Source organism: Anabaena sp. FACHB-83, assembly GCF_014697485.1.
Taxonomy (GTDB): Bacteria; Cyanobacteriota; Cyanobacteriia; order Cyanobacteriales; family Nostocaceae; genus Nostoc_B.
Genome location: NZ_JACJRY010000033.1, coordinates 1 through 25,989 on the forward strand (window position 1 = coordinate 1; position 25,989 = coordinate 25,989).

General features: G+C 40.6%; 27 protein-coding genes. 12 read left to right on the forward strand and 15 right to left on the reverse strand.

Annotated elements, in window-relative coordinates:
- Window positions 1-254: 254 nt before the first annotated feature.
- From H6G79_RS26620 to H6G79_RS26635, 4 genes are all read right to left on the reverse strand, one after another.
- Entirely contained in the window at window positions 255-599 is a 345-nt protein-coding gene (locus H6G79_RS26620) for a DUF760 domain-containing protein (protein ID WP_190591240.1), read from the reverse strand.
- 385 nt (window positions 600-984) lie between these two features.
- Complete coding sequence (locus tag H6G79_RS26625) at window positions 985-1,986, reverse strand: RNA polymerase sigma factor, RpoD/SigA family (protein WP_190591239.1); 1,002 nt, start codon at window positions 1,984-1,986, stop codon at window positions 985-987.
- A 714-nt stretch (window positions 1,987-2,700) separates the two neighbouring features.
- A complete protein-coding gene (gene carB / locus H6G79_RS26630) occupies window positions 2,701-5,988 on the reverse strand; it encodes a carbamoyl-phosphate synthase large subunit (RefSeq protein ID WP_190591238.1) in 3,288 nt (1,095 codons plus the stop codon).
- Between the two features lie 588 nt (window positions 5,989-6,576).
- Window positions 6,577-7,131, reverse strand: a complete 555-nt coding sequence (locus tag H6G79_RS26635; RefSeq protein ID WP_190591237.1) for a Dps family protein — start codon at window positions 7,129-7,131, stop codon at window positions 6,577-6,579.
- Between the two features lie 832 nt (window positions 7,132-7,963).
- On the opposite strand from H6G79_RS26635, the gene H6G79_RS26640 reads away from it, so the two are divergent.
- On the forward strand, window positions 7,964-8,218 hold the full coding sequence (locus H6G79_RS26640) for an Asr1405/Asl0597 family protein (protein ID WP_190591236.1): 255 nt from the start codon (window positions 7,964-7,966) through the stop codon (window positions 8,216-8,218).
- Between the two features lie 81 nt (window positions 8,219-8,299).
- Entirely contained in the window at window positions 8,300-8,971 is a 672-nt protein-coding gene (locus H6G79_RS26645; RefSeq protein ID WP_190591235.1) for a (2Fe-2S) ferredoxin domain-containing protein, read from the forward strand.
- Window positions 8,972-9,320: 349 nt separating this feature from the next.
- Here the strand turns inward: H6G79_RS26645 and H6G79_RS26650 are convergent, their stop codons facing one another.
- From H6G79_RS26650 to H6G79_RS26665, 4 genes are all read right to left on the reverse strand, one after another.
- Window positions 9,321-9,881 carry a YfbM family protein gene (locus H6G79_RS26650; RefSeq protein WP_190591234.1) on the reverse strand — a complete coding sequence of 187 codons (561 nt, stop codon included), beginning with the start codon at window positions 9,879-9,881 and terminating at the stop codon, window positions 9,321-9,323.
- A gap of 46 nt (window positions 9,882-9,927) precedes the next feature.
- Entirely contained in the window at window positions 9,928-10,713 is a 786-nt protein-coding gene (phnE, locus tag H6G79_RS26655) for a phosphonate ABC transporter, permease protein PhnE (protein WP_190591233.1), read from the reverse strand.
- Window positions 10,707-11,432, reverse strand: coding sequence for a phosphonate ABC transporter ATP-binding protein (locus H6G79_RS26660; protein WP_190591232.1), 726 nt, complete (start codon window positions 11,430-11,432; stop codon window positions 10,707-10,709). The genes phnE and H6G79_RS26660 overlap by 7 nt, the downstream gene beginning before the upstream one ends.
- A 234-nt stretch (window positions 11,433-11,666) precedes the next feature.
- Window positions 11,667-12,653 carry a phosphate/phosphite/phosphonate ABC transporter substrate-binding protein gene (locus tag H6G79_RS26665; RefSeq protein ID WP_190591231.1) on the reverse strand — a complete coding sequence of 329 codons (987 nt, stop codon included), beginning with the start codon at window positions 12,651-12,653 and terminating at the stop codon, window positions 11,667-11,669.
- A 414-nt stretch (window positions 12,654-13,067) separates the two neighbouring features.
- Here H6G79_RS26665 and H6G79_RS26670 point away from each other — a divergent pair, with 414 nt between their 5' ends.
- The 3 genes from H6G79_RS26670 (at window position 13,068) to H6G79_RS26680 (ending at window position 14,194) form a co-directional block, all read left to right on the forward strand.
- Window positions 13,068-13,343: a hypothetical protein gene (locus H6G79_RS26670; protein WP_190591230.1), complete on the forward strand. Its 276-nt coding sequence runs from the start codon at window positions 13,068-13,070 to the stop codon at window positions 13,341-13,343.
- A 100-nt stretch (window positions 13,344-13,443) separates the two neighbouring features.
- Window positions 13,444-13,836, forward strand: coding sequence for a hypothetical protein (locus H6G79_RS26675; RefSeq protein WP_190591229.1), 393 nt, complete (start codon window positions 13,444-13,446; stop codon window positions 13,834-13,836).
- The gene (locus H6G79_RS26680; RefSeq protein ID WP_190591228.1) at window positions 13,829-14,194 is read left to right on the forward strand and encodes an aspartyl protease; all 366 of its coding nucleotides are present in this window, start codon (window positions 13,829-13,831) and stop codon (window positions 14,192-14,194) included. Before H6G79_RS26675 ends, H6G79_RS26680 begins: the two co-directional genes overlap by 8 nt.
- 279 nt (window positions 14,195-14,473) lie before the next feature.
- On the opposite strand, the gene H6G79_RS26685 is transcribed toward H6G79_RS26680, so the two are convergent.
- The gene (locus tag H6G79_RS26685) at window positions 14,474-14,758 is read right to left on the reverse strand and encodes a hypothetical protein (protein ID WP_190591227.1); all 285 of its coding nucleotides are present in this window, start codon (window positions 14,756-14,758) and stop codon (window positions 14,474-14,476) included.
- A 522-nt stretch (window positions 14,759-15,280) separates the two neighbouring features.
- Here H6G79_RS26685 and H6G79_RS37775 point away from each other — a divergent pair.
- The gene (locus H6G79_RS37775) at window positions 15,281-15,415 is read left to right on the forward strand and encodes a hypothetical protein (RefSeq protein ID WP_396019817.1); all 135 of its coding nucleotides are present in this window, start codon (window positions 15,281-15,283) and stop codon (window positions 15,413-15,415) included.
- Between the two features lie 13 nt (window positions 15,416-15,428).
- Window positions 15,429-15,653, forward strand: coding sequence for a type II toxin-antitoxin system MqsA family antitoxin (locus H6G79_RS26690; RefSeq protein ID WP_190591226.1), 225 nt, complete (start codon window positions 15,429-15,431; stop codon window positions 15,651-15,653).
- Here H6G79_RS26690 and H6G79_RS26695 read toward each other — a convergent pair.
- Together H6G79_RS26695 and H6G79_RS26700 are read right to left on the reverse strand one after the other, a co-directional pair.
- Window positions 15,557-16,075, reverse strand: a complete 519-nt coding sequence (locus H6G79_RS26695) for a PIN domain-containing protein (protein WP_190591225.1) — start codon at window positions 16,073-16,075, stop codon at window positions 15,557-15,559. The genes H6G79_RS26690 and H6G79_RS26695 overlap by 97 nt on opposite strands.
- 4 nt (window positions 16,076-16,079) lie before the next feature.
- Entirely contained in the window at window positions 16,080-16,373 is a 294-nt protein-coding gene (locus tag H6G79_RS26700; RefSeq protein ID WP_190591216.1) for a hypothetical protein, read from the reverse strand.
- Between the two features lie 329 nt (window positions 16,374-16,702).
- Between H6G79_RS26700 and H6G79_RS26705 the strand changes: the two genes are divergently transcribed.
- The 4 genes from H6G79_RS26705 (at window position 16,703) to H6G79_RS26720 (ending at window position 21,038) form a co-directional block, all read left to right on the forward strand.
- Window positions 16,703-17,194 carry a hypothetical protein gene (locus H6G79_RS26705; RefSeq protein ID WP_190591214.1) on the forward strand — a complete coding sequence of 164 codons (492 nt, stop codon included), beginning with the start codon at window positions 16,703-16,705 and terminating at the stop codon, window positions 17,192-17,194.
- A gap of 467 nt (window positions 17,195-17,661) precedes the next feature.
- Complete coding sequence (locus tag H6G79_RS26710; protein ID WP_396019818.1) at window positions 17,662-18,087, forward strand: RNA-guided endonuclease TnpB family protein; 426 nt, start codon at window positions 17,662-17,664, stop codon at window positions 18,085-18,087.
- Window positions 18,088-18,604: 517 nt separating this feature from the next.
- The gene (gene glpX / locus H6G79_RS26715; protein WP_190591212.1) at window positions 18,605-19,642 is read left to right on the forward strand and encodes a class II fructose-bisphosphatase; all 1,038 of its coding nucleotides are present in this window, start codon (window positions 18,605-18,607) and stop codon (window positions 19,640-19,642) included.
- Between the two features lie 109 nt (window positions 19,643-19,751).
- Entirely contained in the window at window positions 19,752-21,038 is a 1,287-nt protein-coding gene (locus H6G79_RS26720) for a glutamyl-tRNA reductase (protein WP_190591210.1), read from the forward strand.
- Between the two features lie 192 nt (window positions 21,039-21,230).
- Here the strand turns inward: H6G79_RS26720 and H6G79_RS26725 are convergent, their stop codons facing one another.
- Both H6G79_RS26725 and H6G79_RS26730 read right to left on the reverse strand, forming a co-directional pair.
- Window positions 21,231-21,878, reverse strand: coding sequence for a Uma2 family endonuclease (locus tag H6G79_RS26725; RefSeq protein WP_190591208.1), 648 nt, complete (start codon window positions 21,876-21,878; stop codon window positions 21,231-21,233).
- 307 nt (window positions 21,879-22,185) lie between these two features.
- On the reverse strand, window positions 22,186-22,401 hold the full coding sequence (locus H6G79_RS26730) for a helix-turn-helix domain-containing protein (protein ID WP_190591206.1): 216 nt from the start codon (window positions 22,399-22,401) through the stop codon (window positions 22,186-22,188).
- Window positions 22,402-22,575: 174 nt separating this feature from the next.
- Here H6G79_RS26730 and H6G79_RS26735 point away from each other — a divergent pair, with 174 nt between their 5' ends.
- Window positions 22,576-23,172: a metalloregulator ArsR/SmtB family transcription factor gene (locus tag H6G79_RS26735; RefSeq protein WP_190591204.1), complete on the forward strand. Its 597-nt coding sequence runs from the start codon at window positions 22,576-22,578 to the stop codon at window positions 23,170-23,172.
- Between the two features lie 117 nt (window positions 23,173-23,289).
- On the opposite strand, the gene H6G79_RS26740 is transcribed toward H6G79_RS26735, so the two are convergent.
- Together H6G79_RS26740 and H6G79_RS26745 are read right to left on the reverse strand one after the other, a co-directional pair.
- On the reverse strand, window positions 23,290-24,774 hold the full coding sequence (locus H6G79_RS26740; RefSeq protein WP_190591202.1) for a 2-succinylbenzoate--CoA ligase: 1,485 nt from the start codon (window positions 24,772-24,774) through the stop codon (window positions 23,290-23,292).
- Window positions 24,759-25,961: an o-succinylbenzoate synthase gene (locus tag H6G79_RS26745; RefSeq protein WP_190591200.1), complete on the reverse strand. Its 1,203-nt coding sequence runs from the start codon at window positions 25,959-25,961 to the stop codon at window positions 24,759-24,761. The genes H6G79_RS26740 and H6G79_RS26745 overlap by 16 nt, the downstream gene beginning before the upstream one ends.
- Between the last annotated feature and the right edge of the window lie 28 nt (window positions 25,962-25,989).

A 25,989-nucleotide genomic window follows, 5' to 3' on the forward strand; every position in this document is an offset into this window, starting at 1 on the left:
GGTCAAAAATTTTGAAAGAACTTTGGAGAATGCGACGACTAAAATTCATCTCTGTTTTGTCAGACTTATGCTCAAACGGTTAGCTACTTCATAGATCCCAAATGGGTTCTATATGATTGATAGTCAAATTTCTTGTAATTGCTTAAATATTGTCGCAGAAGTCGCCCAAAGCTACAAGTTTTGATTTCAGACCTATTGATTAATCTATTCTGAGAAATCTAATGTCTAAACATCTTCTTCCCTTGTCTCTCTTCCTATTCTTGATTATCGGTTTCTGTACCTTGTAGCGCCATTTCAAAGTCCATACGTTGTTCAGCGTTACGCAGGAAATAACCGCTAATCATTGCGGAGGCCAATAGACGACCAAGACTTTCCCGGCTGGTTGTAATGGTCATATTAAAGTGTTCTGGTGGTAAGTTACCTAACAACCCCACAATGTTGCGTTCCATGACTTGGAAGACTTCGGGAGATGTTGGTTTAGATAAATGGCTTACTGTTTCGGGACTTAAAGATTTAACATATTGCCACAGTAAGTTACTGGTTTCTGATGCGTCGCTGGGGAAAAATTCTTCTGAGACTCGATTAGATTGGTTACTCACGTTTAACCTCCTGTACTACTGTTGCTGGTGGCTATGTTTGCAACTGAGATAAGATGTGCCTGTCTTATATTTAACGATCGCTGCCCTTTTGTTGTTCCTGTTAAATAATTTAACAGGCACATTCTCATATAGAAGTCGGTGTAACCGTACCAAAACCGGAGTATTTTCTCGCCTAATAGTTATTTAGTCATTGGTTATTGGTCATTTGTGAACTACTTAGGACTTACGCAAAAAAACGAGAAAATAAGGTTTTAGAACAGGGTGCAGGGGTATGAGGGTATAAGGGTGTAAGTATTCAAAACCCTTTCACCCTCACACCCAATCCCCACAGAAAATTTTGATGCGTAAGTCCTGCTACTAATAACCAAGGACAAATGACAAAGAACTAACTCGCCAAATACTCATTCATGGTGGCTTTGGATTTGCGGAGTTTGTTTAAGGCTTCCCGTTCAATTTGGCGGACTCGTTCACGGCTGATGTTTAAGATTTCACCGATTCTGGCCAAGGTTAAGGCTTGACCGTCAATCAACCCAAAGCGCAAGGTGATGACTTCTCGCTGTTGGGGGGTGAGTTCCGCCATGACTCGTTCTAAATCCGATGAGAGGGAGGTTTGCATAACAAACTCTTCGGGAGAAGCACCAGGATCTTCTAGCATTTCTCCAAGTTCAGTGTCGTAGTTGTCTCCCAAGCGCAAATCTAAGGAAAGGGGTAAACGGGCTTTTTCGAGGTATTCTCTGACTTGTTTGGGAGTTAGGTCTAGTTCTTGGGCTAATTCGCCGACTGAAGGGGCGCGTCCGAGTTTTTGCGATAACTGACGCTGGGCTTTTTTGATTTTATTGAGTTTTTCGGTGATGTGAATGGGTAGGCGAATGGTACGGGCTTTTTCGGCGATCGCCCGCGTAATTGCTTGGCGAATCCACCAATAAGCATAGGTAGAAAACCGATAACCTTTGGTGGGGTCAAATTTTTCTACACCCCGTTGCATTCCAATGCTACCTTCTTGGATCAGGTCAAGTAGGTCTACATTGCGCTTGATGTATTTCTTAGCGACAGATACGACTAAGCGCAAATTGGCTTCGACCATTTTACGTTTCGCAATTTCACCCTCGGCGATCGCTTTGTTCAATTCGGTTGTATCTAGCTTGGCTTCCTTCGCCCATTCTTCTAATGTGGGTTCATGACCTAACTTGCCAGCTAAAGATTCTCGAAGTTCTTGTAAAGCAGTTGAACGCTGCACCTGTTTACCGTAGCGAATTTCTTCTTCATGGGTTAACAGGGGTACACGGCCAATCTCACGCAGATAAGTCCGCACGAGGTCTGTAGCTGTCGGGGCCGTCTTGACGGCGCTACTGATTGGTGATGTTGGGGGGTTGATTGCTGTAGTCATTCAACTAACTAGTAGATAACTGATAAATAGATGTTTGTTGAGGTGCTGCCCAATTGACTTGGGAACACATGATATGGTTTACGATTTACGCTTCCGTTACGGGCGGCAGATTTTATTAATCAAATTAGGCTATTAACTGCTAGACGTTACAGTTTTTTCTGAGATTGTACAAGTATCTACGGATAGATAAGAGTAGCTAGAACAACACCTTACATCTTTAAACTTTGTTAATAATTGTAACATTTATTAAAAAGATTGCAAAGCCCCACAGGCTGAAAACGATTGAATTTGAGAATGATTGTAATAGCCTCAACACAGTGGTTGATCGAGCTTTATCCCTCGTACAGCAACAATGAGAACCATAGACTGTGGTCAATAGGTAGGCAAAAATTATGAATTTGTGGTTTTGGGCTGAGACTCCTATCAATCAATTGTTTGGCAAGTATTTGGAATGAGTATAATTGCTTGAGATGGGATGAGGGCGATCGCACTTGCCAGTTAATAAAAATTCGCAGAGAGAAAAATTAGTTTACTCATATTTGTTAAAATATCTCAATATGAACCATAAGGTTTCTTCTATAATAATTACTTAATTTTCCTTGTAAATACTGCTTAAAGCAGATTCATGAAAAAAGGGTAGGAGACAAGTGAAATCTTTACACTGCCTCCAAACCCCTCATACTCCAGTTAAATTAAGTGCCACGCCGGGCAGAATTACGGCTCTCGCTTCATACAATATTCTTGGATGCCTTTTACGTCTAAAGTCGTATTTTGCAGAGAACGGATAGCGGCGACGGTGGCTTTGGCACCAGCAATGGTAGTAATAATCGGGATTTTGTAAGCTAAGGCTGTGCGGCGGATGAGTTTAGCATCGGTTTGCGCTTCTTCACCAGAAGGTGTGTTGATGATGAGTTGTATTCTCTGGTTTTTAATTGCATCCAGGACGTGGGGACGGCCTTCGTGGAGTTTCAGCACCAATTCAACCTTTAAGTTATTTTCTTGAAGTACTTGGCGTGTGCCGAAAGTCGCCATCACAGTAAAGCCTAGGTCAATAAACTCCTTGACTACGGGAACGGCTAAGGCTTTGTCGCGATCGCTCATGGACACAAATACAGTACCAGTTAGGGGTAAACGCTCACCAGCAGCTAATTCTGCCTTGGCAAAGGCGCGGCCAAAGTCGCTGTCGATGCCCATCACCTCACCAGTCGAGCGCATCTCCGGGCCTAATATTGTATCTGTACCAGGAAATTTATTAAAGGGTAAAACTGCTTCTTTGACGGCAATATGTGAAGGTATGACTTCTTCTGTAAAGTTTAACTCCTCCAGAGTTTTACCCGACATAATTAATGATGCCAGTTTTGCCAACTGCACACCTGTAGCTTTAGAAACAAAAGGTACAGTCCGGGAAGCGCGGGGGTTAGCTTCGAGAATGTAGATTTGGGGAGAGTAGGAACCAGCACCCACCACCGCAAACTGAATATTCATCAACCCCACCACCGAAAGTGCTTGCGCTAGTTGCACAGTCCAAGAACGAATTTGATTGAGAACGGCGGGGGGGAGAGAAATTGAAGGTAAAGAACAAGCAGAGTCGCCAGAGTGGATTCCGGCTTGTTCGATGTGTTCCATGATGCCACCAATCACCACCCGTCCGGTATGATCAGCGATCGCATCTACATCGACTTCGATGGCATTTTCTAAGAACTTATCAATTAAGATGGGATGTTCTGGTTCTACTTGTACCGCAAAGGTCATGTAGCGTTCCAGTTCTGTATCAGAGTAGACAATTTCCATTGCTCGTCCACCCAACACATAGCTAGGACGCACCACCACCGGATAACCAATGCGTCTAGCCACAATCAACGCATCTTCATAACTCCGCGCAATTCCATTTGGTGGTTGAGCGATATTTAATTGCTGGAGAATCTTCTCAAACCGTTCTCTATCTTCGGCTGTGTCGATAGAATCGGGGGATGTACCCCAAATTTTGGGGATTGGGGAGTGGGGAGTGGGGAGTTGGGAAGCATCTACTCCCTGCAAATACTTTTGCAGAGGTAAGGCTAACTTTAATGGGGTTTGTCCGCCGAATTGGACGATGATTCCCACAGGGTTTTCGGCTTCGATGATGTTGAGGACATCTTCTTTGGTTAATGGCTCAAAGTAAAGGCGATCGCTAGTATCGTAATCAGTAGAAACTGTCTCTGGGTTAGAGTTGACCATGATGGTTTCATAGCCTGCACCTTTTAAAGCATAAGCAGCGTGACAGCAACAATAGTCAAACTCAATTCCTTGACCGATACGGTTCGGGCCGCCACCCAAAATCATCACCTTGGGTTTCTCGGAAGGTAAAACTTCGGTTTCTTCTTCGTAGGTGGAATAATAGTAAGGGGTAAACGCTTCAAACTCAGCCGCGCAAGTATCAACAGTTTTATAAACTGGTATGACTCCCAACTCTTGACGGTATGCCCTAACTTCATCTTCTGTGGTTTTGGTGGCGAAAGCAATTTGGCGATCGCTATAACCTTCCCGCTTGACAGCATACATTTGTTCTTTTGTCAATTGCTTTAACGGGGTGCGCTTGATAAATTTTTCAGTTTCCAACAACTGCTGCATTTTATCTAAAAACCAAGGGTCAATCCCTGTAAGTTCATAGATTTCCTCAATAGTTAGCCCTACTTGCATAGCGTGACGCACAGCAAAAATGCGATCGGGATTCGGTGTCCGCAACAAAGCGCGGATTTGTTCGCCACTGGGTAATTTTTCGGCTTTGTCACAACCCCATCCCGCGCGTCCGGTTTCTAAAGAACGCAGCGCCTTTTGGAAAGATTCGTTAAAGGTGCGCCCTATCGCCATCGCTTCCCCGACTGATTTCATCTGTGTGGTTAGCACTGGTTCCGAACCGGGGAATTTTTCAAAGGCGAAGCGGGGAATTTTGGTAACTACATAATCTATTGTCGGTTCAAAGGAGGCGGGGGTTTTTTTGGTGATGTCGTTTTTAATTTCGTCTAAGGTGTAACCAACGGCTAACTTCGCCGCCATTTTGGCTATCGGGAAACCTGTAGCTTTAGAAGCCAACGCCGAACTGCGAGATACACGGGGGTTCATTTCAATTACCACCACATCCCCAGTCACTGGGTTAACAGCGAACTGAATATTAGAACCGCCAGTTTCTACCCCAATCTCGCGGATGATTTTAATCGACATATCCCGCAACCGTTGATATTCCTTGTCGGTGAGGGTTTGGGCGGGTGCAACGGTGATGGAGTCACCTGTATGAATCCCCATCGGGTCGAGGTTTTCGATAGAACAGATAATCACCACGTTATCTGCCAAATCGCGCATTACTTCTAATTCATATTCTTTCCAGCCGAGGAGGGATTGGTCAATGAGAATTTGCGATACCGGACTCGCATCAATCCCCACCTGTGCCATTTCTTCAAATTCTTCTTGGTTGTAGGCAATACCACCACCAGTCCCCCCCATTGTAAAGGCAGGACGGATAATTAGGGGGTAACTGCCAATTTTACGAGCGATCGCTTTGGATTCTTCTAAAGATGAGGCTGTACCACTGGGGCATACTTTCACACCGATTTTCGCCATCGCCTCATTAAATAGCTTCCGGTCTTCCGCTTTTTCGATCGCGTCTAACTTTGCCCCAATTAATTCCACATTATATTGATCTAAGACACCGTTTTTAGCTAAGGCAACGGCGAGGTTGAGGGCAGTTTGTCCCCCCATTGTTGGGAGTAAAGCATCTGGACGTTCTTTAGCGATGACTTTAGCGACTAATTCTGGTGTTAACGGCTCAATATAAGTGCGATCGGCAGTTTCCGGGTCAGTCATAATTGTGGCAGGATTGGAATTGACCAACACCACCTCATAGCCTTCTTCTCGTAATGCTTTACAGGCTTGGGTTCCAGAGTAGTCAAATTCACAGGCTTGCCCAATCACAATTGGGCCAGATCCTAACAGTAGTATTTTTTTCAGGTCTTGACGGCGGGGCATAGTCTTGGGGTTGGAGTAAGAAAATACAAATCCTGATTATTTTAAGGGTCTTTGCCCTCAGTCATCTTGTTTATTATCAAGTTTTCCGGGTTAAATCTTCGCCGCTAGAGAAAAGAAAGTAAGAAAACCAGGATATACAGAGAACAAATGAGTATCGACGAATGACTATTGATGAATATATCTCTTTTACTATCTTATGTATCTTACTTGTCTTGACTAACGCGGTATCCCGTTTTTCTGTGTTGACAGTTTTAACTAATTCTCAAAAAGTAAATTCGCAATTACCCGCAAATAATTTTTATCTAAACTGCTACATACTCTAATTATTTAAGTATAATTTTCCGGCTGATATAAATATTTAACAAGACACACAATATTTCTTAAATAAAAGTATTTATCATTTACTTAATTGCCAATAATTTTTAATATCTAACCAAAGAATTATTTTTTCTTGTGATTTTTTGTGTATCTGAATAAAAAATGACAGAGATACTGATTGCCTCTCTGTCATTTTTTACCTTCTCTTAATATTCTGTACTATGAGATTTTGCTGCAACCATATAAAGACTGAACTAGATAATGAGATTTCTAGTTTTGAGCAGGTTGAACAAAACCCAAAGTTAAGCTGTCTTTTGCCAAGAAATGAGCTAAATGATAAGCTCTTTCTTCAGTCTTCAACAGAATTTTTTCGTATAGATAGCGTGTACCACGGTCGCCCAAACTCTCTGCCTGTGCGGCTTGGCGGCGAATCACATTAATAATAGCTTGTTCGGCAGCTAGGTCATTTTCTACCATTTTGCGGGAAGAATATACACCATCAGATTCTTGCTCAAAACAAGTTAATTCTGCTAATTTGCTGAAAGACGCAGCCGGTACACCACCTAAACCGTTAAGTCTTTCGCCAATTTCATGAACATGGTCTTGGACTTCGTTGTAACTATCGTTAAAAAACTCATGCAAAGAGTAAAACTCTGCACCCTCTACAACAAAATGATGTTTTTGATACTGCAAGTAAAGTGCCTGAAAACTAGCTAAGACAACGTTTAGTCCTTCTGTAACTGGAGCCGTAACACTGCGGTCTAACAATACAGGGTTGTCATAAACTTGACCGAAATTTTGTACCAAAGTTTGTGTATCAGACATGGTTCTCCTCGCTATTTTTGCAGTTTATAGTTTTTAACCGCTTAGTTTTTACATATTAACATTCAGAAAATAAAAGCAAGTCCAAAGAATATCATAAATTTCTAAAATTTTTTGTGGCGATAATTGCAAATTTTTGCTTTTTAGCATATCAATCTTGAACTATTTCTTAAGGCTTATATCGAGAGATTGTAGAAATATTTACTAATAGGAGAAATTACTAATTAAGAAATTCATGCAGTAAAGGAAACAAGAAAGACATTCAATAAAAGGTAGAACTCAAAAGCCCAGAAGCAGAACTGAAGAGGGTTTGAGCCTAATTTCCCTGCACATTGTTCAGTCTTTCCCAGTAGCAACACTGAGTTAAAGCAGACTATTTACTATTGCTCTTACTTAATACCCAGTTGATTATGACTGGGTATCAATAAATAAGCTTTACGCACAAAGATTATCTGTAGAGATTGGGTGTAAGGGTGAAAGGGTTTAGGGCTTCGCCGTGAGCGTCAGCCGAACGGTGTAAGGATGCTAAAGAAATCTTTCCCCCCACCCTCCCCACACTTCCCACACCTCCCACCCTCCCCACTACGTAATTCCTAAAAGATTATTAAATTTTTACAAATTTTCCATCACGTCAAAGCTTGATGACATAAGGGTTTGAGCTAATTTTTAACCTCCAGTTAATGAGAAACTTTCATATTTTTACCTAAAAATAACTGAGAATTGTTCGCACTTAGGTTATTCTTATTTAAAGAAGCTGTGATCCCCAGATTGGCAAAATCGGGGAGCCAAGGCAGGCTAGTTACTGCAAATTCGTCGCGCTTTGAGGGTTCGTCTCTTGAAATCGTTTAGTTCCGGTTCAGAAATAGACCAAAAGTACGTAGTAGAAATTAATTGGGCAGACCGTTGGCAAGTCTATCAACGTCTAAATGAGCTAGATATTCCCTGTTTTTGTGAGGCTAACCAACCATTGCAAGTGGAAATTGCTCATCCTTTAGCAATGGTGCAGTTTTGGTGTGTGATGCAACGGTTTTTCGCTTGTCGCCCAGAACTAATTCAGATTCTTGAGAATAGCTGGCAAAGTCACTATTGAAATTCATAGCCAAAGACAGATGTCTGACAGCTATTACGTGGTTAGAACAAACTTAGTCGGTAAGAAATTAGGGTAAAAAATATGGGTATAATCTACAGTCAATCAATTACGGAATTTTGCTTAGAAGGCAGATTTATAGATTTTGTTATTAAAGATGGTTATAAGCTCAAAGGTTTAAATTTAGAGACTTCTGAGGGTGAATGCTATGTCAAGCTGGCGAAACCCTTGAGGGCTGCTTTTGATTGGCGCTTACCTAAAGGTACTTGGCTGCAAGTGGTTGGTACTAAAAAATATGATGAGAAAAAAAGAGAGTTTACACTCAAAGCTGAACGGGTAATGGCTGCGAGTGCTGATTTAGGTAGAGTTGCATTACAGGAACCGCCTGCGGATACTGCTGCTAAGGTTAAATCTGCAAAGACGAAGCAGACAATTTTAATGTGTCAAAAATCAGACTGTTGGAAACGTGGCGGTAAAGCAGTTTGTCAAGCATTTGAGGCTGCATTGAGCGATCGCGGCCTAGAAGACCAAGTTACCATCAAAGGTACAGGCTGTATGAAAAACTGCAAAGCAGGCCCCAATGTAGTGATGCCTGATAAAACGCGCTATAACCGGATTCAACCTTATGAAGTTGCTTCCGTGATGGATAAGCACTTTGCACCACAGCCAGAAGATAAGCAAACTGAAAGTTCAGAACTATTACCAATAAATATCTCTAATTTCAATAAAGTTTCTGCAAAAATTTCTGCAATTTAATGAGAAAATCATGAAGTCGGTAGATTAGTGTGTTTCCTTTAAACTTGGCTATAACTTTGACAAAAAAGATGCAAGAGTTATAGCTGGGTTATTTAATTTTTAATATGTTAGTGGGTAGTTATTTATAGCGATTTTTACTTGGGTAGAATACAAATTCATCCGCGTTGCTCTGCTTTCATCTGCGGTTAATTATTTTTTCCTGTCTGTAAAGGTTTGTATTCACTCAAGTCCTCTGTTTTAATCTTGATCATAAATCAACAGTTAGTGCGATCGCTCAAAGTAGAGACGTTGTATACAACGTCTCAGTTTCTCAGAGAATTTGTAGAAGAACTGTTTCACCAAAATCAACTCAATCAGATGACAGTAAAACTATGTCTCCTTGTCTAGCAGCATTCTGAAAGAATTGGACAAACTCTGGATATATCTCTAACAAGAACTCTATTTCTTCCTCATCCCATCCATCTGGGTTAGGATTAGGATAAATTTGTGCAGCATTAAACGCATCAACATCAAATCTTTGGCGTAATTCTTCCACAGAAATTGCACTCAACAGTTCGGCAACTTCCCTAACTTCTTCAGGGTTTAAATAGCGGACAAATCCATAGGTAGCTTCAAACTGTGTTGGTGTACCTCCCATCACTACATTCCAATATGGTGATGCTACTTGAGTATCTTCTTCTAAACTTAAGTCTCCAGTTAGTAAGAAATGTAGTGTATGCCATTCTTTGTCTAGACTGAAGAAATTTTCACTTGATCGTTTCTCTTGTAGTTTCGCTAACATTGATTCTGGATGACTGAAGTCGAAACTATCTAAGTCAAACCCAAAAAAAGCTTTACCTGCTTGAGGATCATTTTGAAGTTCGGCAAACTGTTCTGGTGTCACACGCCAATAGTTAGCAATAATGCCCATAACGTTCTCAAAAACTAAACGTTATTTATAGTATTCCCATTGACAACTACATCGAATCTAGACGCTGACGTAATTTACTACTGAAAGTATCAATTACAGTTACAACGACCAACAGCACTAACATCATAGTTGTGGCTTTGTTGTATTCAAAACCATCAATATAACTCTTTAATTGAAAGCCAATTCCGCCAGCACCAACTACACCTAATACTGAAGCGGCGCGGATATTATATTCAAACATCCATAAGGTGTAGCCTAAACCCAAGGGTAACACTTGGGGTAAAATGCCATACTGCACAATCTGAAATCTTGATGCACCCATGACTTCTAAAGATTCTAAAGATTTGGCGTTGACGGCTTCAATGGCTTGTTGATAAAACTTTGCTAAATAGCCAATGGTGTATATAGCTAAGGCTAAAGTTCCGGCTGGTGCGCCTAAGCCAGTGGCGGCGACGAAAATCAAACCTAAAATGATGGAAGGAACGGAACGGACTGCATTTTGGAGTAAGTTGGCTAACCATTGCAACCAACGAGGCGCAACGTTACTAGCACTCGCTACCGCAATAGGTAAAGATAAAATTGCACCAACGGTAGTTCCCCACAAAGACATCTGCACTGTTTCTATGAGTGCTTTAATTGCTATATCTATAACCGTGGTATCTGGGGGGAATAGGCGAGATACAAAGTCTGTGATGTAAGGCCAGCTAGAGGTTAGCAATTCAAAATCGACTTTGATGCCTTGCAAAGCCCATGTATAAACTACAACTGTAATTAATAGGATGAGTAAGGGACTGATCCAAGGATAACGGCGAAGAGTCTTGAGATTTAACATTGGACAAATTGGGCTTGCAGGTTTTCACAAATTCCGTCGTAAACAATGCGTCCAGCATCTAAGACGATCGCACGTTGTCCGTATTTTGCAGCTATACCTAAATCATGCAAAACTGTGACAATCGTCATTCCTTGCTGGTGCAATTCTGATAAAGTTTCCATCACCTGTTGACAGGCAACAACATCTAAACCTGTAATTGGTTCATCAGCTAAGAGTATCTGCGGTGATTGAATTAATGCACGGGCGATCGCAACTCGTTGTTGTTGTCCCCCACTGAGTTGACTGGTTTTTTGATAGGCTTGTTCTTTTAAACCCAACTGTGCAAGTAAATCCATTGCTAAGTTGCGATCGCGTCCTGGAAAACCAAACAATGTCTGCCAAGTTGTCCTCACGCCCAGTCTGCCACACAATACATTATCAATGGCGGATAACTGCCGAATTAACCCACCGCCCTGAAATATCATTCCCACATGACGGCGAATCTGCACCAGTGTGCGGGGTGTCATAGTTACACCATTGATTTTAATTTCTCCCTTGGTGTAAGGAACTAACCCAATCAGCGATCGCAATAATGTTGATTTACCTGCACCATTCAGTCCGAGTAAAACCACAAACTCGCCCTGTTTTATCTGACAATTAATGCCATTCAAAATAGGACGATTCAAAGATGCGGTGTAGGCTGTTTCTAAGTTATGACATTCAATTACAAAATCATTCATCGATTTTTTAAGGGGTGTAAGGATGTCAGGGGATGTTCTCGTCTAGCCCCAACGAAGTTTTATTCTTTGGGGCTATATGCAAAAAAATATATGTCTATCTCCCTTGTCTTCCTTGTCTTCCTTGTCCTCCTTCTGGACGTATTTTTCAAAAGCGAGAATGTTGGGTTTCGCTATCGCTTCACCCAACCTACAATTGTCCTTAACTCAGCACTCAGCACTCAGCACCCAGCACTCTTAAGGTGCAATTCCAATGCGAGACAAGGCGGTGCGAACTGGGGACAAGTGACGGTTATGATCAACTCTCACCAATTCGGTGGAATTGTATAAGTTACGTAGGAGTTGGTTATTTTGTGATTGATTTAACTTGAGTAAAGCGTTAATTAATCTTTCTCTGTCTTGGACTGGGACATCATCATCAATGGCGATACCGTGGGCGGGAACACCGGAGATTTTATACAGTACGCGCAACTGACTTCTTTCTTGGGCGGTGATGTACGGAGGGAACAGTGCATACTCAGACACAACCGCTACATCAGCTTGACCACGCACCACAGCTTGTAAGGCTTTGCTGTAATTACCACCGTAAGCAACTTGACCGAAGAAACCATCGAGGCGATCGCGGTTGGGGACAAATCCCTGTTTCACCAATTCACTCACCGGGAAAACAAACCCTGAACCAGAAGTTGGGGAAGTAAAGGCGATGCGCTTACCCCGCAATTGTCCCAGAGTTGCTTGAGCCGTATTTCTAGTTTTTAAAGAGCTATTGTTGGGAACAACAAATATTGAATTATAGGTGTATCTTCCAGAGTAATTGTCGCGGACTTCTGCGAGGTACAACTTTGCATTTGCTAACTGTTCCGCTTTCAACGCCGGACGACTGCTCAGAAATGCTACATCAGCGCGATTTGCTCTCAAAGCTTCCACCGCCGCCGTATCATCACCAATTTGGGCTTTCACGGGAATTTTTAACTCGTTCGAGAGAAATCTGGCTACAGCATTGGCTTTATTTTGCAAATCTGTGGAGTCAGAACGACTGGGAAAAATTATCGTTAAATTGTTTAATCTTCTAGCTTGGGCAAGTAAGTTAGGCGCTTGTTGATGAGGCATAACATTAGTATTAGCATCAATCGTCCGCATCGCCCCAAAACTGCCAGCCACCAAACCTGTCAGCGCCGCAAAGGCAACACCAGCACTCAACACACCCTTTTTACTCACACTCATTTTTCACTCCCCGTTAGGAACTATTAGCAGTATTTTTGATAAAAAGTTTCAAATACTTCAACAAATGAATCTAAAACTTTTAGGAATAAAAGTCAATATGAACTGTTTGTGACTACACATAAAAATGAATCATCGATATAGCAACCAGCAGGTTTTTAATCCACTTTTCAACAAAAATTCAGCAGTCAGAAAAACAGGGTTTTCTAGGGGCGTTTGATTAGCTAAAGATTTTTTCACTTATAGTTGACAAGTATAAAATTATACTTTAAAATAAAATCATGATAAAAGCGATCGCCCTCCAAACAGAGTTTGCGATCGCTCTTATCTAAACCCTACTACAGAATAAAGGCGATCGTTCTCCGGCCAGAGTTTGCGATCGCCTTTATGTAACCCTACTACGATTACAAATTCATCATGACACAATTACAACAGCCTGCCCAGTCAAAACTAGAACAATATCTGCGTGAAGAAGACTTAAATCAAACCATCCGCAGCCAACCAACCCAACCACCAGTTTCCCATCGAGAACCAATCAAGCATTTGTTAATGGGTTCTCCCAAAGCCGTCACCAACACCATTCACCGCTTACAGGTAATTGGCTACGCCAGCGTTGGCGACTGGAGTCCACTATTACCAACCGGAAACGCCGATGAAGTCATGAGTATTTTAATCCGGCAAATTTTAACGTAATAGTTAAATACCCGACTTTTTTTGCAAAGTCGGGTATTTGAATCAGTAGAATTTAAACGATAAAATATCAACAATCATCATTCTTCTATTAGCAAAAATTATGAGTAACCTTGCCAGTGAAGGTTTACCAGCCGAGGATAAAAAGTCATCAGTACAAAAAGAGCTTTCTGATGTTGGAAATCTACACAACTCCACATCACATACCCCAATAGTTAGTCCTTTTGTGGGAATTAGAAAGTATACAAATCAATTATCACCCAAATTAGCAACCACTGGATATATCAAAAGATCGCGTCAAATATATGAGCGCCTGTACTCTGAGCTAGTCAAGCATTATCCTGGATCTTATGTTGCTATTGAACCTGATAGTGGGGATTATTTTCTCAACGCTAATAAAGTTTTAGCCCAAAAGGAAGCAAAAGAAAAATATCCTGCTCGGCTAATTTGTACTTTTCAAGTAATTTTAAAGGAGCATCGTAAAAAAATTGATTGAAGGTAAATTTAGTAGCCAAGGTGAGTTAATTTTTGAAATTGATTTAGTAGCATCTGATGGTTTAGTTATCACAGTTGATGCACTACTAGATACTGGTTTTACTGATTGGTTAGCAATAAATACTCAAGACGCTATATCTCTGGGATGGGAGCTTGTAGAGAGTGAAGAAACAAGATTAACAGCACAAGGTGAAGCTAAATTTAATATTTACGCTGGTCTTGTTAGTTTAGATAATCAAGAATTCAACATTTCTGCAATTGCTGGAGGAGAAATAACAGAAGTTCTGATTGGTTTACCTTGGCTTTTTACCAGAAAATTAGTCGTTGATTTTCCTGAACATCTTCTAACTTTAGGATAAGTAATATAGCATTTGTCAGTTTAGTGCAGTACAAGTTGATAGGTGATAGAGGCTAGATTGATTTATCTCATTGGAATGAAAAACGTAATAGGATCTGTTAAAACTATAAAAGTATTTGAGATTTTGCAATGATTATAATTAGCTGTAAATTACCACATATATCTGTGCGTTCAGTATTGCAATAACACACATTCATGCAAATACGGGCGAATAGCTACTCGCCCTCACAAAAAAGTATATTGCTTGTCTTTTTATATAAACAAAATACTTTGAAAATGCCTAGTTTTTGTCTAGTTTTTGTTCCCAAGTTTCCGTATCTTGAGATTCTTGTACAGCAGAAACAATCTGCCCGTTAATATAAGTAACAATAAAAATTAAGTCGCCAATTGCTTCTAGTTCAGAGGCTTCCTTTGGTGTCAAAGAATCAGCTAATTTTTTATCGACAAGTTCTTGCATTCGGTCTTGCAATTCATCTGTCAATTTAAACAGATTCACACTATTGACTTTTTCAATTTGAATCCCTTTTTCTAGCCAAGATGATGGTTTAACTGATGCTGGTATCATGGGTTTATGGCAATGGAATACATCACTATTTTATACTTAAATAGTAAAACTTACTCTGTAATTTAACTTAACTAGCCTAGAAAGATGGTGCATTAAGGCTGATTCTCACTCTTTTCAGTTCCGAAATCCTTGCATAGCCGGAACACACCCTACTGGCGTGGCAAGGCTACAATAGGGCATAAAAATAACTCTTGTGGTGTGGGTATCCTGCCCGCACCGGACGGGCTAGAAGCCCATCCCACAAGAAATTTATCATGCAACATTTAAGGCTTGCCACGCCACTACTATAGTGGCAATATCAAAGTTTAGCGACGTAGCTAGTCGTATAATAACAGCGTCAAAACAGTAAATATATGATCAAATTTCACTTGTGTATTGCCAAAATTTAGTTTTTTCGCGTCATGCAATTCAACAGATGTTTTTTCGCCGTATTAGCCAGCAAGAAGTACAGCAGGTTATTACTTTACTTCTGGAGAAATAATAGAAGAAAACCCCACTGATACTCCTTTCCCTAGCTATCTCATCGTTGATTTTTTTGACAATAAGCCGATTCATGTTGTTTTTTCTTATGATGAAGTTAGTGATACTGGCTATGTAGTTACAGCTTATATCCCTGACTCAAATTTATGGGCAGATAACTTTAGAAAACGAAAATAAAGGTATTGAATCTATGCAATGCGTTATATGTAAACACGGCAATACTCAGCCTGGACTAGTGACAGTGACTTTAGAGCGAGATAATACCATTGTTATTCTCAAAGGTGTACCAGCACAAGTTTGTAATAATTGTGGTGAATATTATTTAAGTGCTGTTGTCAGCGAAGAAGTTTTACAACGTGCAGAGGAAGCTGTTAATAAAGGTGCGGAGGTGGAAATTTTACGATATGTGGCGTGAGCATTCAGTATATTGACTACTGCTATGATAGCCAATTTTATAGTTAATTCTTGTATTCGCTGCAAATCAGAATCGTGAGAAACTAGAATTAAACCTCGTGCGATCGCAGTAGCAGCAATTAAAATATCTGCATCTTCTAAACGATGACCTCTGCTCTTTAAATCAACTTGAATTTTACAGGCAGTTTCAATAATTTCTAGATCATCTATTAATAAAACTGGATAAAATTCACAAAATTGCTTGAAATCGACTAACTGTCTTGTAGCATTAATAGCCAAAAGACCTCTTTTTATCTCATAGTAAGTTATACAACTAATAAAAATATCTTGTTTGAGTCGCCTTAATTCCCGAATTTTACTATCTATAATTTGATTTCTCTTAAGAATATAGGTAACTATATTTGTATCAAGTAAATAAGCCACCTTATTATTTACCTTCTACAACTGCATCAAAAATTGCTATTTGCTCAGGAGTCAATTCATTTAGTGTTCCTGAGACGGCTTCTAAAACAAGAATACTATTAATTCTTTCTGTTAAATCATCATCTTTAATTATCCGCATTTCTTCAGGAGTAAACTTGGCAAAAGTTTCCACCAAAGTTCCTATCATTTCTTTTTTGTTTAATCTTACCAAATATAAACTATTATTTTTAAATAAGTTTTTTACAATTGGTGCTATTCTGTCAGTTAATTTTTGATGATAGTTAGCAACTTCTGGCATAATAATTTACCTTTATTTGTTCAAGCAATTATTTAATTATAAACATCTCACTCTGGGATTCAAGCAGATTAACTATTAGACCTCTTGCATAAATCAGATTATGACGGGTGTATCCCAGTTTTGATTTTTCACATAGAGTATAATTTTCATTGCGTTCACTTAGCGTCTGGCTCCATAGGAACGACGTAGACAAGAAGTGACTTTCCAAAGGGTAGCAATCTCATGCACTCCTTCAATATACAAGCGATCGCTTGACTTTTAAGACAGTCGCTACAAGATTAGGTGATTGTACTGCTTATAATAGTTTATGTAACTTTATTAAAATAATTATGCCTACCCCTGGTCTAAATTATTGGTATAAATCAGCACGAGAATTATTTGGTAAAGTATACCGAGACAAAGATAAATTGCATGAATCGGTTAGCAGCCAAGATCAGGATAGAATAGCTGATGCCGTGTTCAATTTTGCAGTAACCGCTTATCATGTAAAAGATTGGTTAAAGCAGGAAGCGGCAAAAACTTTTACTGATGAAGATGTTGAAGACTATGTTAGTAGTTGTGAGGTTCTAAATATCTGTCGTGATCTATGTAATGGTAGTAAACATCGAGTTTTAAACAAACCTCCAAGATCAACGGCAACAGGTACTGGAAATTCCCCACTAAAGGTGAGTATGGCAAGCATTACTGCTTCTAGTAGTATTCCTGTGACAGGGTTTACACCTGTAATTGCTACAGCAGGAGGAAATGAATATAACATTCTAGACTGGGCGGATCAGGTCGCATCAAAATGGGAAGATTTCTTTAAGACACGCGGTATTTAATCAACTACGGCTTCTCATAAAATAAAAAAAGCATCTTTTTTCAGAAGATGCTTTTTATGACTTTAAATCAAGATTAATCAGAATGAGACTTATTTTATTGATTGCCTGTTGGATGCAATTGAGGCAATAGCTATTTACAATATTTCAATATTTCAATATTTCATTCAGGTAAAGCGTCTAAATCAGAGAACTTATACCAATTCTCTATAAAGTTGCACCAAATAGTAGAGACGTTGTATGCAACGTCTCTACAGTACAGAATAAAGTGCATCTTCATCAAGAAACGTGTTAGACTGCCAATCTGCTTGCTCAATCTTTTCTAAATACTCTTTTATTAATTTAAATTCTTCATAGCTAAAATTGACGTTATCTATGTAGCGGTTATCGTGATTAAATAATTCAGAATCACATTCTTCATTTTTAAGGACACTAGAACAGACTTCCTACACAAGCTATCAACTAAGCTAATCCGTGAAAACCAAACGATTATCTTGGAAGAGTTGAACGTCTCAGGAATGCTCAAAAACCGTAAACTATCCAGAGCTATTAGCGATTTAGGATGGAGACAGTTGAGAACATTCTTGGAGGGTAAAGCCGAAAAATACGGGCGTACCTTCACTGTCATTAGCAGGTGGGAACCAACAAGCCAAACCTGCTCATGTTGTGGATTTAGAGGCGGTAAACTCGACCTTTCTATCCGTGAATGGATTTGCTTCAATTGCAAATCTACACACGATAGGGATGTGAACGCCGCAGTTAATATTAAAGTTGCCGGAGGACATTCGGAAACTCAAAACGGTCGTGGAGGAAAGCATCAGACTGCCACAAAGGTAGCAGCATCCTCTGAAGCGTCAACCCGCCAAGAATTCATAAAGTTAAGTCTGTTTGATTAGATTGGAATCCTCACGCCTTCAGGCTGAGGAGGATGTCAAATCTTACAACGGGGGGTTGAAGTTGCTGCACTTCGACTGCGCTCAGTGACCGGCCGTGCGGGTTCAATTTTATTTGTCGGGAGTAGGTGATGAGATGAATTGCTGTTGTAGCTAATTTTTTTCGTCAACTTATACGCAGTTTTTGTGACTTGCTCTAGTTATATGCACACACCACAAAAGGATATTTATTATACCGACTGAATGATTGAAAAATCATATTAAAATTGATCAGTTTGTCTTAAGGTCTTGTGCAGTAATCTATTGAGAGATTTCATAAGTTCAGTTAATCTTTCTATACTATCAGTACAAAAGAACTGTATTTTTGCTTTACTGGTATAGATTGATATCAATTAGCAGCAAAAATTAACAATTGTGTGAGTCAATACTATTTTCCATAGGTATCGGCACTTTGGTAGACTTGAAAACTGAAATGGCTAGATGAAATAACGCAATAGAGAGCAGTTGAGAGGGGGACTCTGTGGAAAATACGCTTGGGTTAGAAATTATTGAGGTAGTAGAACAAGCCGCGATCGCATCTGCAAAGTGGATGGGTAAGGGCGAAAAGAATACAGCTGACCAAGTAGCAGTAGAAGCTATGCGGGAGCGCATGAACAAAATCTATATGCGCGGTCGCATCGTGATTGGAGAAGGGGAACGTGATGACGCTCCTATGCTGTATATCGGTGAAGAAGTTGGTATCTGTACCCGTGAAGATGCCAAAGAATTGTGTAATCCAGATGAGTTAGTCGAAATTGACATCGCCGTAGACCCCTGCGAAGGTACAAACTTGGTAGCCTACGGACAGCCTGGTTCAATGGCTGTGTTGGCAATTTCGGAAAAAGGTGGCTTGTTTGCTGCACCTGACTTCTACATGAAGAAACTCGCAGCACCTCCAGCCGCTAAAGGTAAGGTAGACATCAACAAGTCAGCCACCGAAAACCTCAAAATTCTCTCCGAGTGTCTAGATCGCTCAATTGATGAACTCGTAGTAGTCGTCATGAAGCGCGAACGCCACAACGACTTGATTAAAGAAATCCGCGATGCTGGCGCTAGAGTCCAACTCATTTCTGATGGTGACGTAGGCGCTGCAATATCTTGTGGTTTTGCGGGAACTAATATTCATGCACTCATGGGTATTGGTGCTGCACCTGAAGGTGTGATTTCTGCGGCGGCTATGCGAGCTATGGGTGGACATTTCCAAGGCCAATTGATCTACGATCCAGCAGTAGTCAAAACAGGTCTAATTGGAGAAAGCAAAGAAGCTAACATTGAGCGTTTGAAGTCTATGAACATCACTGACCCCGATAAGGTCTACGATGCTCATGAGCTTGCATCTGGTGAAAATGTTCTATTTGCTGCTTGCGGTATTACCTCTGGTAACTTGATGAACGGTGTTCGGTTCTTCCACGGTGGTGCAAGAACTCAAAGCTTGGTCATTTCTAGCCAGTCTAAGACAGCTAGATTCGTCGATACAATCCACATGTTCGACCAGCCTAAGACTCTGCAATTGCACTAAAGACTCAGGGAGTAGGGAGTAGGGAGTAGGAAGTAGAAAAAACCTACTCCCCACTCACCACTCACAACTCCCCAATTGTTAATAACCCATTATTAATTGTTGATAAGAAATGAATATTGCAGTGGTGGGGTTAAGCCATAAAACAGCCCCAGTCGAAGTTAGAGAAAAGCTGAGTATTCCAGAACCACAAACTGAAAGTGCGATCGCTAATTTAACTAGTTATCCCCACATTGACGAAGTAGCCATACTCAGCACTTGCAACCGTCTGGAAATTTACATTGTCGCCAGCGAAACTGACCAAGGTGTGCGCGAAGTTACTCAATTTCTTTCAGAACACAGCAAATTACCTGTAACTTCTTTAAGACAACACTTGTTTGTATTGCTGCACGAAGATGCTGTGATGCACATTATGCGCGTCGCCGCAGGTTTAGATAGTTTAGTCCTCGGCGAAGGTCAAATTCTGGCTCAGGTGAAGAATACTCATAAACTGGGGCAGCAATACAACGGTATAAAAACAATTTTGAATCGGTTATTTAAACAAGCAATTACAGCTGGTAAGCGAGTCCGCACCGAAACCAGTATTGGTACTGGTGCAGTCTCTATTAGTTCGGCGGCTGTGGAATTGGCACAAATCAAAGTAGATAATTTGGCAGCTTGTCGCGTGGCAATTCTCGGTGCTGGCAAAATGTCGCGGTTGTTGGTACAGCATTTAGTTTCTAAAGGTGCGACACAAATTAGTATTGTGAATCGTTCCCGCGATCGCGCCGCAGAATTAGCACAGCAATTCTCAGAACACCCCATCCGCACCCACCTACTTGGGGAAATGATGACTGTAATTGCCGAAAGTGATTTAGTATTTACAAGTACATCGGCAACCGAGCCAATACTTGACCGTGCCAAGTTAGAAGTAGTCTTAGAACCTGGCCGTCCTTTAATGTTATTTGATATTTCTGTGCCGCGTAACGTTCACTCAGATGTAAATGAATTGGCGCATGTCCAAGCGTTTAACGTCGATGATTTAAAAGCCGTCGTTGCACAGAACTACGAAAGCCGCCGCAAAATGGCTCAAGAAGCCGAAAAACTTTTAGATGAAGAAGTCGAAGCTTTTGATGTGTGGTGGCGCAGTTTAGAAACTGTAACTACTATTAGCTGTCTGCGAAATAAAATCGAAACCATCCGTGAGCAAGAATTGGAAAAAGCTTTATCGCGGTTAGGTTCGGAATTTGGTGACAAACATCAAGAAGTCATTGAGGCTTTAACACGAGGCATCGTTAACAAAATTTTACATGATCCAATGGTGCAATTACGAGCGCAGCAGGATGTAGAGGCCAGAAGGCGCTGTATGCAAACCTTACAAATGTTGTTTAACTTGGATGTTGAACAGCAGTTTGGTTAATAAATTGAGGGTGTAGGGGTTTAGGGGCTACCGTGTACACACAAGTCATTAAATTACTACCAACCTTTGAATTACCCCACCCTAACCCTCCCCTTGGAAAGGGGAGGGAACTACTAGATTTTACTGTTTCCCCCCTTTCCAAGGGGGGATTAAGGGGGGTAATTCGACTTGTGTAATATTTATACCGAAGTGTCATCCATTTGCGATCGCCACTTCAAACTCTTCTAATGCTTGCAGATTCCCAACTTGCCAAGCACGTTCTACAAAAGTAGGAATGACTTGCTTGATTGGGATATCTTCAAACAGAGGACTGTAATCAGAAACTAAATAAATTCCATCACGCAATAGATAAATTTTTAGTGTGCCGTTATCATAAACCCAAAGTTCCGGCACGCCAACGGCTGCATAAGCATCAAGTTTAGTTTTAGAAGTAACATCCGATTGAATTGCTAAATCCGGTGGTGGGTCGTCTGGTTCCAAGCGACGACGACCAATCATGCGCTGATAATTTTGGATGTAAAAGCAAGCGTCGGGTTCAACGCCGGCGACACCTTCCCTTTTAAAAGTAGTCGAACCAAAAGGTTGATATCTCAGACCTTTTACCTTTAGCAATATTTTGACAATATCTGAAAGCAGGTCTCTGGGTATTTCATGTTCAGGTAAAGGAACCATAATTTCTAAAGTACCCTGGCTGTAAGCTACTCTGGAACGCCGCTTGTGTCCCAATTCCGCCAAAATCGCTTCAAACTCTGACCAACTGACATCAGGTATCGTCACTGTACTACCAGGAGCCAATTGCAATTGACTAACAGGTTTTGCAACGCGAATAACAGTAGTCATAATTTCAACAAGGGAAATATTATATTACTTTATCAATAAACTTGGGTGATGGTTTTGGTGAAGCGATCGCCAAGTCTGGCTGACAAAACATCAACTAAAAATTTACCCAGAAAAATATCTGTGTTTGATTAAAATACAGTTTCCTAAAAAAACATTGTGTATCTACCCAAATTTGTATTTGCTATCTTGAATTGGTTTTTATTACGCTAGACTAGAACTCTATGTCAATTAATCATTGACATTGTTTAGGCGATCGCTACTCAATCTCGGTTAAATTTTAATTTCTAATCATTGCTATTTCAATTACTTATAAGAGAGGTCTGCTCCTCGCTTGATAATCCATTAAGGCTCCTTGACTAATCACAGTCCTGCCATTTCTGGTGGTTGAGGGAATTTGCCCTTTTTGCAGAGCTACATACAAAGTACTCTGGTCTACGCCTAAAAATCTAGCCGCTTGTACAAGAGATGTACCTTGTTTAATTGTCCGGTTTCTGATTTTTCTAACTAACGAATGTTTCAGCATAGCGAAATGTGAAGAACAACTTAAGAAAATTCATTTTTTCTCTAAACAAATCGCAAAATTGACATTAATAAAAAAATTAACCAATAGGAGATTCTTACTGCATCTTAGGAGGGCAGTATAACTAATTCGATTTCTTTCTAATTAGATCGGGGTCGAATTGATTCTAACAAAATTATGGGAAAAGAACAGTTTCAGACCCTGCTACAGTTTTTTAAAGTATTGGCTGACGAAAGTCGATTGAAGATAGTAGGTATTTTGGCAAATCAAGAGTGTAGTGTGGAAGAATTGGCTGTACTCATGCAACTCAAAGAACCAACCGTATCTCACCATTTAGCGAAACTTAAAGAAGTAAATTTAGTGACTATGCGCCCTGATGGTAACAGCCGTTTGTATCAGCTAGATAGTGAAGCCTTAGAAAATATCAGTAAGGAAATTTTTACGCCAGGAAGGATAGCATCTTTAATTGAAAATATAGATACTGAAGCTTGGGAAAACAAAGTTCTACACAGTTATTTAGACAGTAATTCCAACAGTTCAGATGGATTTCAGCGCCTTAAGGAAATTCCTGTAAGTCGTAAAAAACGTTTAGTCATTCTTAAATGGCTTTCTCAGAAGTTTGAGCCAGGAGTTGAATATACTGAACCGATGGTGAACGAAATTCTCAGTCGTTATCATCCTGATTACATGACATTGCGACGTGATTTAATTAGCCACAAATTAATTCAACGAGAAGACGAGATTTATTCACGTAATCTCCAAGATGGAAAATAATACAAGGCTGACGCAAAATACCTGTCAAACTCTCATTTCTCTGCTACTCAAGAACAGTAGGTTGGGTGGAGCAATAGCGAAACCCAACAAAGTCTTGAGAATGGTGCAAGATATGGGTTAATTGTGCAGAAATTCTGCGGCTATTTGTTGTAGTGCTTGACGGTTAACTTTACCTTGGGCGTTACGGGGTAAATCGTCCAGACAAATCCAATGTTTAGGAATTTTGAATTTACTGAGTTGATTTTTTAGTAAAGTTGTGATTTCTAAATGAGAAATATGAGCATTTTGAGGAATATATATAGCTGTTAAAGCTTGTCCCCAATGTTTATCAGGTACACCAATTACGCAAACATCAACAACTAATTGAGTTGCGCGGATAGCTGCTTCAATTTCGGACGGGTAAACGTTTTCGCCGCCTGTAATGATTTTATCGCTGTTGCGTCCGATTATATTCAGATAACCTTGATTATCTAAAAAACCTAAATCATCTACTTGTAAATAATCTTGATTTTCCCAATGATGAGGATAATAACCAAGGGCTAAAGATTTTGCTTGAATGGTAATATTCCCAATTTGATTAGGTGGTAAAACTTCGCCTTGGGAATTGTGAATTGTTACCTGGGCATGAGGTAAAATTTGTCCACTGTTAATTTTACCCTGAAGAAAATCATCAGGTTTGAGGGTGGCAATTTGCGAAGCGGTTTCTGTCATGCCATAGGTTGGTGCTAATCTAATATTATGAAATCGGGCTTTATCGAATAATTCTTGCCAAGCTGGTGCGCCGCCTAACATAATAGTTTGGAATTGGGCTAACCATTGGGTTAATTCTGGATTTTGTAAAAGGCGTTGTAGTTGAGTTGGTACTAAGGAAAGGAAAAAATCTGCTGGTTGAATTGTAGGTATTTGTCCAGTTTCTAAATTTTTGAATGGCAGAATAGTGAGTTTACCGCCAGTTGTAAAAGAACGGATGAATTGCATTAACCCACTGACATGATAAAGGGGTAATACACAAACAGAATTTACTTGTGTTAACTGAAAATATTCTGTAAATCCTTGCACAGATGCGGTGAGGGTTTGCCAAGTGTGGATGGCGAATTTGATGTTACCTGATGAACCGCCTGTGGGAATCATGATTTGGGGGGAGTTGGGAGTGGGGAGTTGGGAGTGAGGAGTGGTGGTTCGGCTACTTCGGTTGCGCTCAGTACAAGTTCGCTCACCAACCGGGAGTGGGGAGTTTACTTCGGCTACTTCGGCTACGCTCAGTACAAGTTCGCTCAGTAACCGGGAAGGGGAATTAAAATTGATTCCTAAGATAATATCTGGTTGGACTAATTCAAATACTTTTTGCCATTCTTGGGTTCCCCAGTCGGGGTTACAGAGAAATACAGGACAATTGGCTGCACAAGCGGCGAGAAAGCTGGCTAGAAATTTGACTGGTTCGCGTTCAGCTAAGATAATTTTTGGTGGCGTGTGGCGTTGTTTTAATATTTCTGTGAGTTCTAAATATAGTTGTTTAGCTATTGCTGAAAATTGATGGCTGTTGTCAGTAATTAACCAATCAGATGGAGGTAAATTTTGCAGATAAGTTAAAGGTTGTTCCATAAATTTTCAGGATTTGTTGCTGCTGCTTGGGCAAAAAAATGATCAACACCAAAACCAACGGCTCTGTTTTTGCGAGATAATTCGGCTGCAAGGTTAAGTGCAGCTTGTCTACCAATAACAGTCTCAAATACAGAGGAAAATACAGCATCAATTTCATGTTGTTGGCAAAACTGACGCAGCTTTGATGGTGAACCGATAATTCCGGGTTTGAGGACAAAAATTCCTCGCCAACCTTGTTGATAACAACTGAGGAGTTGTTGGAGTGTGGCGACAGATTCATCTAATGCGATCGCAGTTCGGTAAAATTTACTTAACTCCAACATCCCCGCTAAGTCTTTCACAGGTAGGGGTTGTTCTAAAAATTCAATTTCTGCGGTAACTTCACCCTGAATTTTGTCACAAGTCTCTAGCCATAACTCGGCTTCTTCATAGCTGAGTCCACCGTTAGCATCGAGGCGCAGTTTAGCTGAGGCGGGTAAGCTACGACATAGGTTATCAAAAATTGCGAGTTCTGTGGCGATCGCATCAACACCAATTTTCCATTTAAATGTACGATATCCTTCTTCCCACAGCTTTTGCCATTGTTGTAAAGCCACCTCACCCGCAGCAAGTAACCCACTACACCCGAATTTCTCACGTATGGGTAGCGGGTGTGGGGAGTGTGGGGAGTGTGGGGGGAAAGATTTCTTCACCATCCTCCCACCCTTCCCACTCCCTACTCCCTCAAAAGCTGACTCAAACCCAAATTGACAAGCGGGTAAATCATCAGGAATTGCAAAAATAGTTTCAGATGTAATTTCTTTAGGTAGTTGGCGACAAAAATCTAAAGCTTGTTCTAAAGTTTCCGAAGCAAACCAACTAATAGGCGCAATTTCTCCCCAGCCAACATTCCCCACTTCATCAACCAGACGCAGAATAATTCCCTCGCGCATATCCCAAACACCATGATGAGTAGTAAGCGGACGCGCAAATTTTCGCTGGTAAGGACGAAATGTGAAAAGTGCTGAGTGCTGAGTGCTGAGTGCTGAGTTGGGAGTGCTGAGTTGGGAGTGCTGAGTGCTGAGTGCTGAGTTGGGAGTGCTGAGTTGGGAGTGCTGAGTACTGAGTGCTGAGTGCTGAGTGCTGAGTGATTTACACTGAGCGAAGTCGAAGTGTGAATGTTGAGGTACAAATTTATCTGCGTTCATCTGCGTTCATCTGCGGTTAATTATTCTT